This is a genomic window from Roseobacter sp. GAI101 (assembly GCF_000156335.1).
Taxonomy (GTDB): Bacteria; Pseudomonadota; Alphaproteobacteria; order Rhodobacterales; family Rhodobacteraceae; genus Sulfitobacter.
This window is the reverse complement of the sequence record NZ_DS999213.1, coordinates 1,674,106-1,688,717: the sequence shown is the minus strand read 5'-3', so window position 1 is coordinate 1,688,717 and position 14,612 is coordinate 1,674,106. Positions and strand designations below refer to the sequence as shown.

Annotated in this window: 15 protein-coding genes and 1 pseudogene; 7 read left to right on the top strand and 9 right to left on the bottom strand. The window is 59.5% G+C overall.

The annotated features are described in order from the left end of the window. The 4 genes and pseudogenes from RGAI101_RS21530 to RGAI101_RS07920 all read right to left on the bottom strand — a co-directional run. Window positions 1-512: pseudogene (locus RGAI101_RS21530) on the bottom strand (LacI family transcriptional regulator); the annotation flags it as partial. Between the two features lie 6 nt (window positions 513-518). Then, window positions 519-1,376, bottom strand: a complete 858-nt coding sequence (locus tag RGAI101_RS22360; RefSeq protein WP_008228762.1) for a general secretion pathway protein GspK — start codon at window positions 1,374-1,376, stop codon at window positions 519-521. After that, window positions 1,373-1,903 (bottom strand): type II secretion system protein GspJ, encoded by a 531-nt coding sequence (locus tag RGAI101_RS21230; protein WP_008225348.1) that lies wholly within the window; start codon window positions 1,901-1,903, stop codon window positions 1,373-1,375. Before RGAI101_RS21230 ends, RGAI101_RS22360 begins: the two co-directional genes overlap by 4 nt. Then, window positions 1,900-3,033, bottom strand: coding sequence for a penicillin-binding protein activator (locus RGAI101_RS07920; RefSeq protein WP_083792073.1), 1,134 nt, complete (start codon window positions 3,031-3,033; stop codon window positions 1,900-1,902). Before RGAI101_RS07920 ends, RGAI101_RS21230 begins: the two co-directional genes overlap by 4 nt. Before the next feature lie 2 nt (window positions 3,034-3,035). Between RGAI101_RS07920 and gspN the strand changes: the two genes are divergently transcribed. Beyond that, window positions 3,036-3,692, top strand: coding sequence for a type II secretion system protein N (gene gspN / locus RGAI101_RS07915; RefSeq protein ID WP_198133680.1), 657 nt, complete (start codon window positions 3,036-3,038; stop codon window positions 3,690-3,692). 14 nt (window positions 3,693-3,706) lie between these two features. On the opposite strand, the gene RGAI101_RS07910 is transcribed toward gspN, so the two are convergent. The 4 genes from RGAI101_RS07910 to gspL are packed head-to-tail and all read right to left on the bottom strand — an operon-like array spanning window position 3,707 to window position 7,892. Beyond that, entirely contained in the window at window positions 3,707-4,924 is a 1,218-nt protein-coding gene (locus RGAI101_RS07910) for a type II secretion system F family protein (protein ID WP_008228875.1), read from the bottom strand. Between the two features lie 3 nt (window positions 4,925-4,927). Continuing rightward, window positions 4,928-6,430, bottom strand: a complete 1,503-nt coding sequence (locus tag RGAI101_RS07905; protein ID WP_008225127.1) for a GspE/PulE family protein — start codon at window positions 6,428-6,430, stop codon at window positions 4,928-4,930. Continuing rightward, the gene (gspM, locus tag RGAI101_RS07900) at window positions 6,427-6,885 is read right to left on the bottom strand and encodes a type II secretion system protein GspM (RefSeq protein WP_008226475.1); all 459 of its coding nucleotides are present in this window, start codon (window positions 6,883-6,885) and stop codon (window positions 6,427-6,429) included. The genes RGAI101_RS07905 and gspM overlap by 4 nt, the downstream gene beginning before the upstream one ends. Next, entirely contained in the window at window positions 6,882-7,892 is a 1,011-nt protein-coding gene (gspL, locus tag RGAI101_RS21225) for a type II secretion system protein GspL (RefSeq protein WP_302621183.1), read from the bottom strand. The genes gspM and gspL overlap by 4 nt, the downstream gene beginning before the upstream one ends. A 272-nt stretch (window positions 7,893-8,164) precedes the next feature. On the opposite strand from gspL, the gene gspG reads away from it, so the two are divergent. The 5 genes from gspG to gspD are packed head-to-tail and all read left to right on the top strand — an operon-like array spanning window position 8,165 to window position 12,375. After that, a complete protein-coding gene (gene gspG / locus RGAI101_RS07890; protein WP_008227679.1) occupies window positions 8,165-8,653 on the top strand; it encodes a type II secretion system major pseudopilin GspG in 489 nt (162 codons plus the stop codon). Further along, complete coding sequence (locus RGAI101_RS07885; RefSeq protein WP_083792029.1) at window positions 8,650-9,189, top strand: prepilin-type N-terminal cleavage/methylation domain-containing protein; 540 nt, start codon at window positions 8,650-8,652, stop codon at window positions 9,187-9,189. Before gspG ends, RGAI101_RS07885 begins: the two co-directional genes overlap by 4 nt. Then, entirely contained in the window at window positions 9,186-9,569 is a 384-nt protein-coding gene (gene gspI, locus RGAI101_RS07880; RefSeq protein WP_008225834.1) for a type II secretion system minor pseudopilin GspI, read from the top strand. Before RGAI101_RS07885 ends, gspI begins: the two co-directional genes overlap by 4 nt. Before the next feature lie 8 nt (window positions 9,570-9,577). Continuing rightward, on the top strand, window positions 9,578-10,444 hold the full coding sequence (locus RGAI101_RS07875; RefSeq protein WP_198133679.1) for a type II secretion system protein N: 867 nt from the start codon (window positions 9,578-9,580) through the stop codon (window positions 10,442-10,444). Beyond that, window positions 10,441-12,375, top strand: coding sequence for a type II secretion system secretin GspD (gene gspD, locus RGAI101_RS07870; protein ID WP_008228010.1), 1,935 nt, complete (start codon window positions 10,441-10,443; stop codon window positions 12,373-12,375). The genes RGAI101_RS07875 and gspD overlap by 4 nt, the downstream gene beginning before the upstream one ends. 96 nt (window positions 12,376-12,471) lie before the next feature. Here gspD and htpX read toward each other — a convergent pair whose 3' ends face one another. After that, window positions 12,472-13,395, bottom strand: coding sequence for a zinc metalloprotease HtpX (gene htpX / locus RGAI101_RS07865; RefSeq protein WP_008225978.1), 924 nt, complete (start codon window positions 13,393-13,395; stop codon window positions 12,472-12,474). Between the two features lie 393 nt (window positions 13,396-13,788). Here htpX and RGAI101_RS07860 point away from each other — a divergent pair, with 393 nt between their 5' ends. After that, on the top strand, window positions 13,789-14,481 hold the full coding sequence (locus tag RGAI101_RS07860; RefSeq protein WP_050763191.1) for a calcium-binding protein: 693 nt from the start codon (window positions 13,789-13,791) through the stop codon (window positions 14,479-14,481). Window positions 14,482-14,612 lie beyond the last annotated feature (131 nt).

Here is a 14,612-nt window from a genome sequence, read left to right as displayed (position 1 = left end):
CCCGCGCCGATCATGTCATTGGAATAGTACAGAAAATCCAGATCAGGGGAGCGTTCCAGCATGTCTTGCGTCATCTCGCGGCCCTTCGCCAGCGCGGAGCCTCCGGAATAGAACGCGCGGTCTTCAATCTCGATCCCCGCTTTGGCAAGCCCTTCGGTAAAGCCTTCGAACCGTTTGCGCGCACGATGGTCCAAAGGCATCTTGGTGCCCATGAAGCCGATACGCTCATAGCCTTCCTTCAGGATCGCCTTGGCCATCTCGTTGCCCGCGCGGCGATGCGAAATGCCGACCATCGCATCAATCGGGCGGCCGTCGACATCCATGATCTCGACCACGGGGATACCTGCGTTTTTCAGCATGGCGCGGGTGGCATCGGAATGCTCGAGCCCCGCGATGATCACGCCCGAGGGCCGCCAAGACAGCATTTCGTACAGGACGCGCTCTTCCTTTTCCGGCATGTAGTCCGTGACGCCGACGACAGGTTGCAAAGGCGTATCCTCAAGCACCTGATCCCCTATTTACATCTGCGGTATCGCTGGCACCGTATTGACCGGCACGCCGAAGGCCCGGCGCGTGACGACAACACTGCGGCCAGCAAAGCTTTCCCGGCGCACGATCCTGCTGCGTAGATTTACGGTGATGTCATCGACTTCGGCCAAAATATCGATGTCAAAATTCTGCGAGGTGAACCCCGCCAACGCGGGCCGGACGGCCCCGACGCGGTCAAGGTCTTGGGGGGTCAGCACCCCGGCACCTGTGCGTCTGCTTTCAAGCCGCAGCGCAGCAGAGCGGTTGTTGAGCACCGCGCGCAAAAGCAGTGGCGCGGCCGTATTCAGGTTAAGCGTTGCCGTTGCAGGCAGAAAATCGACGTAGGGTGAAAGTGCGGTGATCGTTTCGGGTGATATGCCGCGTAAATCCGACAGGTTTTTCAAACCGGGACGGCTGGCAATTTCAGCGGCTATCCGTGCGCCATCTGCACGGCTGATCTCAAGCTCGGCAAGAACGCGCAAAAGCGCTTCAACCTCGACCTGTGCCCCACCGGCAAGGCGTGTCAGGTTCAGCTTGGCCTGCGCGTCACGGATTGTGACAGAAAACCGTCCTGTCGAAAGGCCTGCCTCTTGTTGGGCGACTTGCGCCCAGGCCTCTGTGTAATTATCCGTGTCGGCGGCGGTCACCATGTCACGGCGTAGCGCAGTCACTGCGCTCGCCTCGGCCCCTCTGGCCAATGCGTCTGCGGCTGTTGCCGCTGCCATGGACTGCGCGCGCCGCAACGACACCTCTTGCGAGGTAAGCATCAGGAATACGACGATTGAGGCGATCGAAAGGATCACCAGCACATTGATCAAGACGATCCCTGCGTCGCGGTCTCGTTTCATTCCGCCGCCCCCGCGGGCACGTCAACAAGACGGCTGACTGTGCCTTCTCGCAGTTCCAATTGCAGTTCAACCGCCTTCAAGATGGGGGTCAGGCCCAGCGATTGAGTTTGCTCGATTGGCCAACTGTCATGCCAGGTCCCGGCAGAATCCAGCGATCTGAACCGGATGGAATTCACCCCGTCGATCATCTGCTGGTTGAAATCCCTGCGTGACAGGCTTCGCAGGAAAACACCCGACGTTGCCTGATAGGACAACACACCCGTGCCCGTCCGGTTCATGGTTACGCCGTTCCTAGCCTGCCTCACGCTGCCTGAATCCGATTCCTGCAAATCACGGCTAAAGACGGTCATCGCACGATCGATCTGCCCCAATCTTTCCAAGCGCCCTTCGGTTCCTGATTGGACCCGCAGAATATTATCCAGCATCGTAAAGCCGGCCAGACCGACCAGGGAAAACAGCGCGAGCGCGACGAGCACCTCGACGAGCGTCAGGCCCGCCTCTGCGTTGCGGTGCGCCTGTCCGCTCATGCCGAGGCGGACCCGATCATCGTAATCGCGCCCGCGCCCACATTCAGCACTGCAAGGCCACGACTGCACAGGCCTAATCCGCTGAATTTGAAGGGTCCAAGCACACCGGAAAAGCCCTTGTCACGGGTTAGACCGCTGGCGGACTGTTCCCGTATCCGTCCCAAAAGGCGCGCTGTTTCGACACCGTCAAATGCGACTCCCGCAAGTATCCCCGCGCTGGACCCATGCGCCTCTTGATACGCGACGGCGAAGGGTTCGAACGCAAGCGGGTCCGGGGCGGCGTACCAGGCATCTCGCAATGCGGGCAAATTACCGGGATCGCGCGATGACCACTGCGACGACCCCAGAACCTGGGTCTTGCCCCGAAACGCCGAGGCCAAAGCTTCGAGTTCCGCACCTGCGCCGGGCAGATACACGGCCTTGGGCAGGGTGCCTCCATTTGCCTTAGTCAATTTGGCAACTGCGATTGCCGGGTCGGTTTCGATGAGGGGGGGCAATACGGTTTGCCCGGTCCCTTTGCCGACGAGCGCCGCAGCCTCGGCGGATCGTGATCCAAATGCGCCGGGGGGTACGACCACGCCAACGGTGTTCAAACCGCGTCTGGCCGCAAAGGTCAGGACCGCACGGGCAGATTGTTCCGGCGTGACACCTAGTACGAACACACCGCCCCCCGCGACGCTGACATCATTCGACAAGGTCAGGACGGGTACGTTCGACCCGACCACCTGAGAAACCGCAGCGACCTGCGCCCCGAAAAGCGGGCCGACAATCATGCGCGCGCCTGCGGCAACGGCAAGTCGCGCGGCAGTGGCGGCGGTTTCGGGCGTATCCCCTGAATCAAAAAAGGCCATCTCGCCTGTATCGCTCAGAGTGTTGCCGCCAAGGGTTGCGGCATTGCGCATGATCTGCCCTAGTTGCGGTGCACGGCCAGACACAGGTGCCAAAAGCGCGGCCCGGCCCGGCCCATCGCTTTTGGCTGGCGTGCCCTCAAGGATGCTGCCCACCCCGGTGGCAGAACATGCAGAAAGAAGCGAAGCAGATGCTGCCAGACCAGAAAGAAATAGCCGTCGATCGTGTCGCACGGCGGCCCGCGCGGGGACGTCAGATTGCATCGATAATCGGTCTGTCATTGGTGGCACTCCTGTTTTTCGGGGGTACGGTTGTGTTGAACCTGCCCGCCGCCACTATGGCACGGATGACGGGGATGCCGCCACAGGTGCGTACAGTTTCGGGCAGCCTGTGGTCGGGGCGCGCGTTGTTGGACGGCGGTTTGGTGCTGACCTGGCAAGGAACCTGGAGCAACCTGTGGCGCGGGCAGATCGGTGCTGACCTGAACCTGACCGGGGAGGGTACGCTGCTGAAAGCAAATGCCTTTGCCAGCCCGTGGCAGCTTGGCCTTGGGGATGTGTCCGGACGCGCCGGTGCCGATCTGCTGGCGTTGGTGCCGGACGCGTCGCCGTGTGACGGGCAAGCTGTTGTCGATATCAAACGGGTAACCTGGTCGCGCAACCGTGTGACCAGCCAAGGGCAGGTGCACATCAGCGAAAGCAATTGTCAGGCCCCCGGGCGAACGGCATTGAAGACGCCCCCGCTTGATTTGGTTCTGACCAGCGAGGGGGCTGATGCCGTTGCGACGCTGACAGCAAATGACATCGCCAAGTCGCAAATGGGCCAGATGCGTCTGGGTCCTGATGGCTGGGTCAAACTGAGGGTTGAACCGGCTGCGGCGCAATTGATGCCGGGCCTGCCGGACAGCGGGCCAACGCTGCTGGAGTTTCAATTGAACTAACCGTACCAGCCACATCAAATCACCAGATTGTTCAGATTTACGATGGGCAGAAGAATGGACAAAACCAACAACATCACCACGCCCCCCATCAGCAAAAGGACTGCGGGTTCAACCAAAGCCACAAGGGCTGACACCAAGGCGTCAAGATCGCGCGCCTGATCCGCGGCCGCGCGCGTCAGGCTCGCGCCCAGCGTGCCGCCCGCTTCGCCGCTGGCCACCATCGCGACCAGCAAGGGGGGGAAGACAGCCGCCTGATGCATCGCCTTTGACAGTGCTGTGCCTTCGCGCACGCGTGCGCCTACGGCCTGCGCCTTGGCCCGTATATAGCGGTTGCCAATCGTGTCCCCTGCCGCTTCCAAGGCTTCTGAAAGCGGTACACGGCTGACCGTCAAGGTCGCCAAAGTGCCCGCGAACTGTGTTGCGTTGGATTTCAATACGAAATGCCGCATAGGCCAGGCCCGCGCTGTCCATTGATCAAACCGCAGACGTGCATCGGGTCGTCCAAGCAGCAATGCTCCCAGTGCAATCAGCCCCAGAATACCGCCCAGCATGATCAGTCCGTAACTCGCAACAAAGTCACTGACTGAAATCAGGCTGCGGGTCAAAAACGGCAGCTCAGCGCCGCGCGAGGTGAAAACCTTGACGATGTCAGGGACCACATAGACAAGCAGCGCGACGATCACCCCCAAAGAGACCAGCGCCAGGATCGCCGGATATAGCAGGGCAAGCTGAACGGTCTGACGGTTCTTTGACCGGGTTTCGACAAAGTCGGCCAGATGATCCATCACATCACCGAGCCTGCCCGACGTTTCGCCGGCTTTGACGGATGCGCGGTAGAACGCACCAAAGATGTGGGGGTGTGAATCAAGCGCAGGCGCAAGTCCCTGTCCATCCAGCACATCGGCCCGTAGCGTCAACATCAATGCGGCAACCCTTGAATTGGTGGCCTGATCCGCAACGGTCTTCAGCGCATCTTCAATACGGACGCCGGCACCAATCAACGTCGCAAGCTGCCGCGTTACGACGGTCAGCGCTCTGCCGCCAATGCCCTTGCTGCGGCCGCCCCCGAACAGCGATACGCCTGAAATCCCCTTGCGCGTCGGTTCAACGGAAAGCGGCAACAATGCCCGTGCGCGTAATTCCTGCCGCGCCGCGCTTGCGCTTGATGCTTCGATCAGACCGCTGCTGCCGGCCCCCGATTTATCAACTGCCTTGTAAGAAAATGCTGCCATGTCCTAGACCATATCCGGTATCACAAGGTCATCACGCACGGCGCGGGCGACCTCTTCGACCGTTGTCTTGCCTTGACGCAGCTTATCTACCCCGTCCGCCAGAATACCAGGCCCCTTTGCACGGGCACGGTCTTGCAAACGCGCCTCTGATGCACCTTCGTGTATCAGTTTTTCAAGCTCCCGATCGATCTCTATGATCTCGTAGATGGGCAATCGGCCCTTGAAGCCTTGATTTTGACAGGCCTCGCAGCCCACTCCGCGCTGGACAGTTTCGCCGGCGGCAATTGCCCCCGATAACAGCGCACTTTCGCTTTCGGTGATGACATGTGGTGCAGCGCAATCCGGGCAGACGCGGCGCACCAGGCGTTGCGAAACCAACCCGCGCAGCATCGGGGCCAGCAAAAAGCGTTCCACGCCCATCTCTACCAAGCGTGAAACCGCGCCGATGGCCGTATTGGTGTGAAGGGTCGAAAGAACAAGGTGGCCAGTCATCGCGCTTTCTACCGCGATCTGCGCCGTCTCACGGTCCCGAATTTCGCCGACCATGACTACATCCGGATCCTGCCGCAAAATCGCACGCAGACCTCGCGCAAATGTCAGGCCCGTCTTGCTGTTGACCTGCATCTGGCCCACGCCATCCATCGAATATTCGATCGGATCTTCGACGGTCATAATATTGCGAGATCGGTCATTCAGCCGCCCAAGCGCCGCATAAAGCGATGTCGTTTTGCCGGACCCTGTCGGGCCGGTCACCAGCAACAATCCATCAGGCCGGGCAAGGATGCGTTCAAAGGTCTCGCGATCACGAGTGCTCATCCCCAGATGGCTGATGCCGCGTTGCGTCTGGCTGCGGTCCAGCAGGCGCAGCACCACCCGTTCGCCAAACTGCGACGGGATCGTGGATACACGCACATCAAGGTCATAACCGCCGACCCGAAGGCTGACCCGCCCATCCTGCGGTTGACGCTTTTCCGCGATATCAAGCTTGCCCATCACTTTGATCCGGCTGACCAGAAGCCCTGCCAAGGCGCGCTTGGGTTCAATGACCTCCCGCATGACACCATCGACGCGAAACCGGACGATAAGGCGGCGTTCTTCCGTCTCGATATGGACGTCCGACGCGCCTTCCTTGACCGCCTCAAGCAGGAGCGCGTTGATCAGCCGAACAACGGGGGCATCGTCATTCTGATCCAGAAGATCGTCAACCGCCGCTGCCGTGTCGGCAAGCGCATTCAGATCATCCCCTGCCGCTGCCTCAGCCGCCTCGGATGCACTGTCACGGTAAATTCGGCCTAATGCGGCCTCAAACTCTTCGGCCCCGATGGGGGCAAAGACAATGGGCTGTTCGGCCCTGCGCTGCGCCTCCATCAGCACGTCAACAGTGGCACCGGGGCGAAAGTGGCATCCCAAGGGGCCGCCGGCGGGCGCGGCCATCAGGATCACGCCGTTTGACTTGGCAAAACTGTAGCTCAGGCGGGGAAAGGATGGCGTTTCATCAAGGCTCATTGCGCATTCTCCAAGGTCAGGCGTGCGGCGACGATGCCGGGTGCGGTTCTTCGGTCCATCTCGATCGCGACAAGGGCAATTTCCGCGTCAGTCTCCATCGCTGCAATCCATTTGATAACGGCATCATAGGGGGCATCGTCCAAGGTGACCCGCACCAACGCGCCCTCTGGCTCAAGCCGCCGCACAAGAACCTGGGCACGTGCCGCACTGTCGGTGATGCGGGTGGCGAGCGGCGTCGTGACGACAGCGACCGTCGCGACTTCAACGGGCTGGTTCCCCTGATTTTCTGCGGCTTCAATCAGAGTTTGATAACCCTGAATTTCAACGCGGGCCGCCGTCCTTGCTTCGCTTAGCGGTACCCAGCCAAAACGATAGCCGGCGAACAAGATCACCAGCGGAAGGGCGATAAGCACCAGTATCCTTTCCCGAAGCGACAGACGGTTGAACGCGTTCATTTCACCCCTCCCATCGTCACGACAAATTCAGCTTCCGCCACCCCGCCCGACGCCGTAGCGGCACCGCTGGTCACAACAAAGCCGCTTGCGCGCAGCAACCGTTCCGCTTGCTGCAGATCGTCCAGCCCCGGCACCTCGACCGACATCGTCAGCCGCGCAGGATTGTCTGCAAAGGCCAGACGTCGAAAGCTGATCTGGTTGTCAGCCTCAAGCAACGCCGCGGATACGTTCCCGAGTATCGTAAGGAATGCACTGCCTTTCGGGGCAGGTGCAGCGGGGGCAAGACGGCGCAGAATGGGTTCCACATCGGCGGTGACGATAAGACCGGGAAGCACCGTATCGATTGCCGCTTGCGCCGCTGCGCGTTCGCGTTCCGCAATCCGGGTGAGCGCAACAGTATCTACAACGATCAGACCAAGGTGACCGATAACCCCGATCATGGCGATGATCGCAGCGCGCTTTATATGCCGTGTCCAATCAGTGGCCTTGGGGGCAAATGCGCCTTGCCGCAGATCAACGCCCAGATCTTTGGGGTCGGGTTTGGGCGGGCGCGCATCGTAAGCGCGGGCATCCATGGTATCTGGCAACGCTTCGCCATAGCTTTGGATTTGCGGTTTGGCTGCCTGCGCCCAGATCAGCGGCAGCATGGCGACTGATACAACAAAGCCGGTCCCGTCCGAGACTCGCACCAAAGCACGCCCGTCGCTGATCCAGACCGCCCATACTGGGCCTTCATCGGCCGTGGCAGGTGTGGGAAGTGCGAATATTTCGGGCAGAACGGGGGTATCGCCGGCAACGGCTGCAGCCTGCATGACGTTTCGATCCACGACGGCGGCAAGAACCTGATCGGGTCCGTCCAGCGTCCGGCAGAAAGCGATGTGAATATCTTCAAGCGGTGCGCTGATGCGGTCTTCTAGCGCAAAGGGCAAAGCAGCACGCTTGGCCCGTGTGCCGCGCACCGGCAAAACGGCTGCCATCAGGCTGACCTGTTCGCCGGGCAAAACCACAGGTGCAACCTGCAGGGAATCAGCCAGTGCGTCGCAAAGGGAAATGGTGAACTCTGACGGCAGTGAAGGTGAAAATTGAGTGCTCTGAAACACGCGTTTTGAACCCACCCGATCCGGGTCGATTTTTGCGGTTTGCCGCTCGTTTATGTGCACCTTTTGCAAGGTTTCATCATTGTGCGGGGGCCGGTTTTTCAATAGAATTCCTTCATTATGACCCAATAAAATAGGTACGTTTCAGGATGATAAAGAGTTTCGGGAAGGGTACAACAACGATGAAAAAACTTCGTCTTGCGGCACCAGAAAAACGGATTGCCAATCATCAAAGACGTCACCCGGAATCCGGTGTGACGCTGATCGAGATGATGGTGGTTTTGGTCATCATCGCATTGGTCGCCGCGATGATTGTCCCCAACGTGATCGGTCGCCCGAACGAGGCGCGCGTTGCCGTGGCCAAAACTGACATACGCGCCATTTCAAGCGCGCTTGAACTCTACCGTCTGGACAACCGGACCTACCCCACGACATCTCAAGGGCTTGCCGCGCTGGTGCGACGGCCCACATCTCCCCCCGAACCGTCTAACTGGGTGCAGGGCGGTTATCTGCCCGAAGATCCCACCGACCCATGGGGCAACGCCTATCTTTACCGATCACCGGGAGACACAGCGAATTTCGATCTGATATCGCTTGGCGCTGACGGGGCGGTTGGTGGCACCGGCGTGGATGCCGACATTGCCAACTCAAGCACACCGACGAGCGGATGAGCGACAGTCGCGTCCCAAAGCGAGTGCAGGCAAAGCGCCCTAAAGATGCGGGGGTGACCCTTGTCGAAATATTGGTCGTACTGGCCATCATCGGCGTCATGGCATCTGTCTTGGGGCTTAGCGTTTCCGGGGGCGCGCGTAACGCAGGCGTTCTTGAGCGGGAAGCGACGCTCTTGTCCGTCAGGCTCGAGAGGGCCGCTGACAGTGCCGCGCTGAACGGGACACCCGCCGGTTTTAGATGGGATGCGAAAGGATATTCCTTTCTCAGCCTGCAAGGCGGTGCTTGGGCAGCGCATCCCGACGCCATCCTTGCTGCGCCGCATTCGGTGGACCGCGCTGTGGTGCTGTCGGTCTTCGGGCAGGCGCGCGGCCAATATCTGATCCGGTCCGATATGCTGCCTTCCGTGACGAACCCAGACACCAACAGCCCTGTTCCATTGCAAGTTGCCTTTGTCGGATCAAAAGACGCATGGAATGTGGTTTTCGATGGCGTGACAGCCCGGTCCCAACGCAAACTTGAGAGGGGGCGACCATGACAAGTGCAGCAAATGGCCCCGAAGCCGGATTTACCTTGCTTGAGGTGCTGGTTGCGCTGGCGGTGCTTGCCGTCGGGGCGGTGTCGCTTTTGACGGCAACCCAGACCCATGTCACCCGCATATCGGATATCGAGAATCGCACCGTAGCAAGGTGGGTCGCTGACAACCGGCTGGCCGCGCTACGCATCGGCGTGCAGCAACCGGATGTCGTGGAAATGCTGGGTCAAAGTTGGGACGTCGGTGTCACGCGTATGGAAACGCTAGATCTGGACTTGCAAAGGGTTGATGTCGCTGTTGCCTTGTCGTCCGAAAATCGTAATCTGTTCACGCTGACGGGGTTCATCGACACTGCGGGCGATGGTGCGCAGGTGCCGCAATGAAGCCGCCTGTGCGCTTTTTGATACCTGTCCTTGCTGTATGTGTCACGGCGTCGCTTGCCATTGCGGCGGGGCAGGTGTTCTGGCACGTCATGGGTGAAACGTCCGAAAAACCCGCTGAGATTTCTTTTCCTGCCAGATCGGCCCCCCCCGCACCTGCGCCCGTCGATCTGATACCGGCCGTTGCGTTGGCTCCCTTTGGCAGCGCCGAGCAAGAACAGCAAACGCCCGTGACACCGCAGGCGACAACACTAGATCTGGCGCTGCGCGGTATATTGCTGCAATCTGACCCTTCGCTTTCTTTTGCATTGATCGCGACAGACGGGGCCACGCTGCGATATGCAACCGGTGACAGCATCGCCGGCAAGGCGGTGCTGATGGCCATCAACGATCGGCACGTCGTGTTGGATGTTGACGGCACGCGCCAAATTCTGGGTTTCCCGAATGCAGAAATGCCTGACCTGTCCATCGCCGAGACTTCCGAGAATCCTACACCGCTTAGCAATCTGGATCGCTTGCGGGCGGCACTTTCTGTCGGCTCGGGGTCGATTGAAATCAAAGATCCGCCGCCGCCCGAGACCACTGAGGAATACATCAGCATGTGGCGCGAGCGCATCATTCGCAATCCCAATCAGGTTTTAGGCGAAATTGGTCTGCTTGCGACGGAAAAAGGCTATATCGTCGACGAAACTCACGATCCAGGCGTAAAACTTGCTGGCCTCAAGGCTGGCGATCGTGTCGCAAGAGTAAATGGGCAGACAGTGGGAAACATAGAACAAGATCGCAAATTTTTCGATGATGTTGCGGCCTCAGGTGTCGCACGGTTGGAAGTCGTCAGAGATGACAAGACGTTCGTCTTGTCTTTCCCCCTGCGATGAATAGCCGTCTGGTCCCCCTGCTGGCGCTGGTATTCCTCGCGGTCACAGCCCTCGTTCGTCCCCATGTGGCGCAGGCCCAAGAGACGTTCGTGATAAATCTGCGCGGGGCCGACATCAGCCTGCTGGCCGAACAGGTTTCCGAAATTACGGGACGCACCCTTGTTCTGGATCCGAACTTGACCGGCGACGTGACCGTGGTTTCGCAGCAATCCCTTGATAGCGAAGGGGTCTGGGCCCTGTTCCAGTCAATTCTGCGGGTGCGCGGGTTTGCAGCCGTTGAAACAGGTGCCGTCTGGCAGATCGTACCCGAACTTGATGCGCGGACCAAAGGCAGCCCCCAGAAGATCGACACCCCCGGCAGCCAGGACGTTGTGACGCGCCTGTTGCGGCTGAACCGTTTGCCATCCGCCGAAGCGGTACGGGTTTTGCGCCCGCTGATCGACGAGGCCGGATACATCGAGGCGATCGAGGACCCAAACGCAATCGTTGTGACTGATACGCTGGCGAACGTGGACCGCATCGTCGCCATCGCGACCACCTTTGACGGCGAGGCCGAAATGGAAGCAGAGGTGATCCGTTTTACCTATGCGGAAGCCGGCACCGTTGCGACCGCAATATCCGAAGTGCTTGGGCCCGCTGGGACAGGGGCCCGGCTGTCGGTTGATGTAAGTTCGAACGTGCTTCTTGTGCGTGGCACGCAGCGGGACATTTCGCAAATCAGAAGTCTGGCGCGGGCGATGGATACCTCGCCACGGGTCGCGCAAAGCGAAACTGTGAGCACCTCGATCTACAGGCTGCAGTTTGGCGAAGCGACCATCGTCGCTGATCTGGTTCGCAACACACTCACCGGTTCAACAGATCTGACCAATCCGGTTGCTGCCAGCTTGGGCGAGGACCCGGCTAATCCCGACGCGCAAAGTTTTGGGAGTGGCCCCGATGCCGCCCCGATTTCACCTGTCTCCGTTCAGGCGTCGATCGAGACAAATTCGGTAATCGTACGCGGTACCCAGCGGCAGCTTGCCGAAGTTTCACAACTGATCAAGGCACTGGATGTCCGTCGCCCGCAAGTCATGATCGAGGCTGCAATCGTCGAGGTGTCTGGCGACGTCGCCGAGCGTCTGGGCGTGCAACTTGGCATCGGTGAAAATACAGAAACCGGCAGCATTGCCGCCACGTCTTTTGGCAACGGGGGCGGCTCACTTCAGAACGTTCTGGTCGCTTTGGGGCAAAGCAACGCTGCTGCGCTTTCTACGGGGCTGTCTGTCGGGCTGGCGTCGGATAGTTTCGGCGCACTGATCCAGGCCTTGAACACATCGACAAGTGCCAATCTGCTTTCGACCCCGTCTGTGACCACCATGGACAACCAATCCGCCACAATCGTGGTCGGCCAGAACGTGCCATTCCGAACCGGGCGTTTGACAACCGATGGTGGGAATGTCGCCGAAGTGATCGAACGCGAAGACGTCGGTATTACGATGGTCGTCAAACCACGCATTACAGCGGGCGGGGTCGTGCAGCTTGAGATCGAACAAGAAGTGTCATCACTGACCAATCAGGCCGTGACAGGCGCGGCCGACCTCGTGACCAACCGGCGCGTCATCAACACGACGGTATTGGCTGAAAATGGCGGAACCGTAGTGCTTGGCGGGCTGATCACCGATGACAGACTGCAAAACAACCAAAAGGTACCGCTGCTAGGGGACGTTCCGGTCCTTGGCAATCTTTTCAAAAGCCGCAACAACAGCCGTAGCAAACGCACGCTGTTTGTCTTTTTGCGCCCTACGATCATGCTGACCCGCGCCGATCTGGAAAAGGCCGCCGAAACGCGCTATCGCCGTGCCCAGAACGCCGAAGCGACGGTTCAGCCGCGCAGCCTGTTGAAGCACGAAAAGGTCACGAAATTGCCGCTGGAGATTGATGGGCTTTACTGAGTGCAATCGGCGCAGCAACACTCGGTTCCGTTAGCAATGGCGGGATGTGTACCGGCTTGAACGCTTCCCAATAAACTCAACAATACATCGACGCCGTCAGGTCCAGGGCCCCGAGCGTCTGCGGTTTCGGGTCTTCGGGATACGGCTGACAGACGTGGGTTTCTCAGCCGCGACCGGGGCTTGTCCTCGTTGCCCAGGCATCGCCCGAAGAGCGGCCACGCGGTTTTCGGTCGCAGGATGGGTCGCGAAGAGATTGTCGCGCTTGTACGCGTGCAGCGGATTGACGATGAACATATGCGCCGTCCCCGGGTTGCGTTCGGCCGCAGGGTTGTCGATGCGTGCAGCCCCCATGGCGATCTTCTCGAGCGCTGACGCGAGCCAAAGCGGCTGGCCGCAGATTTCGGCCCCGGCTTTGTCAGCGGCATATTCCCGTGTTCGGCTGATCGCCATCTGAACCAGCGCGGCTGCCATCGGTGCCAAGATCATCATCAAAAGCGACCCGACCAACCCAAGACGCTCCCGAGATCCGCCGAAGAAGAGCGCGAAGTTGGCCAGCATCGAAATCGCCCCGGCAAAAGTTGCGGTGACGGTCATGATCGCGGTGTCGTGGTTGCGGATGTGGGCCAGTTCGTGCGCGATTACACCGGCCAGCTCCTCGCGGGTCAGGTTGCGTATCAGGCCCGACGTCACTGCAACGGCCGCATTCGCGGGGTTGCGCCCAGTGGCAAAGGCATTGGGCTGCGGCGTATCGATCAGATAGACCTTAGGCACAGGCAGGCCCGCATCCCGCGCGAGACCCGCAGTCAAGGCATGCAGGCCCATCCGGTCGCCGGGCTCCAAGGGCTGGGCGTTATGCATCCGCAAGACCATGCGGTCCGAGTTCCACCAGGTAAAGGCGTTCATTGCCGCAGCGACGACCAGCGCAATCAGCGCACCGCCCGATCCGCCGACCAGATAGCCCACACCCATGAAAAGAGCGGTCATCGCCGCCATCAGCATTGCTGTCTTTACATAGCCCATCCTGGTCTCCCAACCTTCACATAGAGGTAATGCAGGAAATATGGGGTGGGTTCCCGCCTGTGCAAGAATGCTGGCGTTGCGGGCTGTGCTGAGGGCGTAGGTGGTTGACCCGTTTTGGCCGAAAGTGGCCGGGTTCACGACGGGTGGACTGCACACATCTGCTGCAAACCGGGGAAGTTTGGTGCGAAAGAGGAACAGGCCATCGCTGCTTTGGCATATTAACGCCTTATCGACGTGAAGATTGGCCAGAACGCCGTCCTTCAGTTCCGGCAACAAGCCGCTGACATTGAGGGAGGTCAATTCGTGCCATGTGCGCGCTGATACCTTCCTTGCAAGTGGATCAGGTTATCGATCTTCAAAACTCAAACGAGGCTTGCTCGATAGGAAATGGTCATGAAACGGCATTCTCACTTCAACAAAATCCTGGGGACCCAAGAGGCGGACTTTCTGCAAGGGACCGATCAACGCGATCTTATTCTGGGGCTGAAAGGCAGGGACGATATTCGTGGGGGAGACGGAGACGACATCATTCTCGCAGGGCCGGGTGACGACGGCTTCGTTGCAGGGGGGCCGGGCGATGATTTCGTCTCGGGAGGCTCTGGCAATGACTATATCTTTGGCTCTGATGGCAATGACGTCATGATGGGAGGGCAAGGCAACGACACGGTCGGAGGAGACGCTGGCGATGACACCGTTTCCGGTGGATCGGGAGACGACATTATTGATGGCGGCTTCGGCAACGATCTTTTGCGCGGAGGCGCAGGCCAGGATCAATTTGTATTCGCCATCGACGCTGATCAAGGGATCGATACCATCCGCGATTTCAAGAGCTCCTCGGACATTTTGAACTTCACCATCAATTTTACAGACATTGTTGATACCGGCGCGCCCGGATACGCCGACGATATCGACGCAATCTCTACCATCACAGATAATGGACGCGGGTCAGACGTGATCCTGACGTTGGATAGTGGTACGACGATCATCTTCTCGAAGGCCGGAACAGGGGAAATCGCAAGCGTCGCAGACTTGGTAGATGACCCGCTAACCCAGATTATCAGCGACTTTGATGTCTTCCTGATTTGATCCGTCATACCCGCACATACCGTCGCCGCGACCAACAGGATTTGCAGGATGCAACGCGTGGCAACGCGCTTTGTCTTCTTGCAAGGAAAGGCCTAAAAGGATCTACGCCCGAATGTCTGACATCTTGGCCG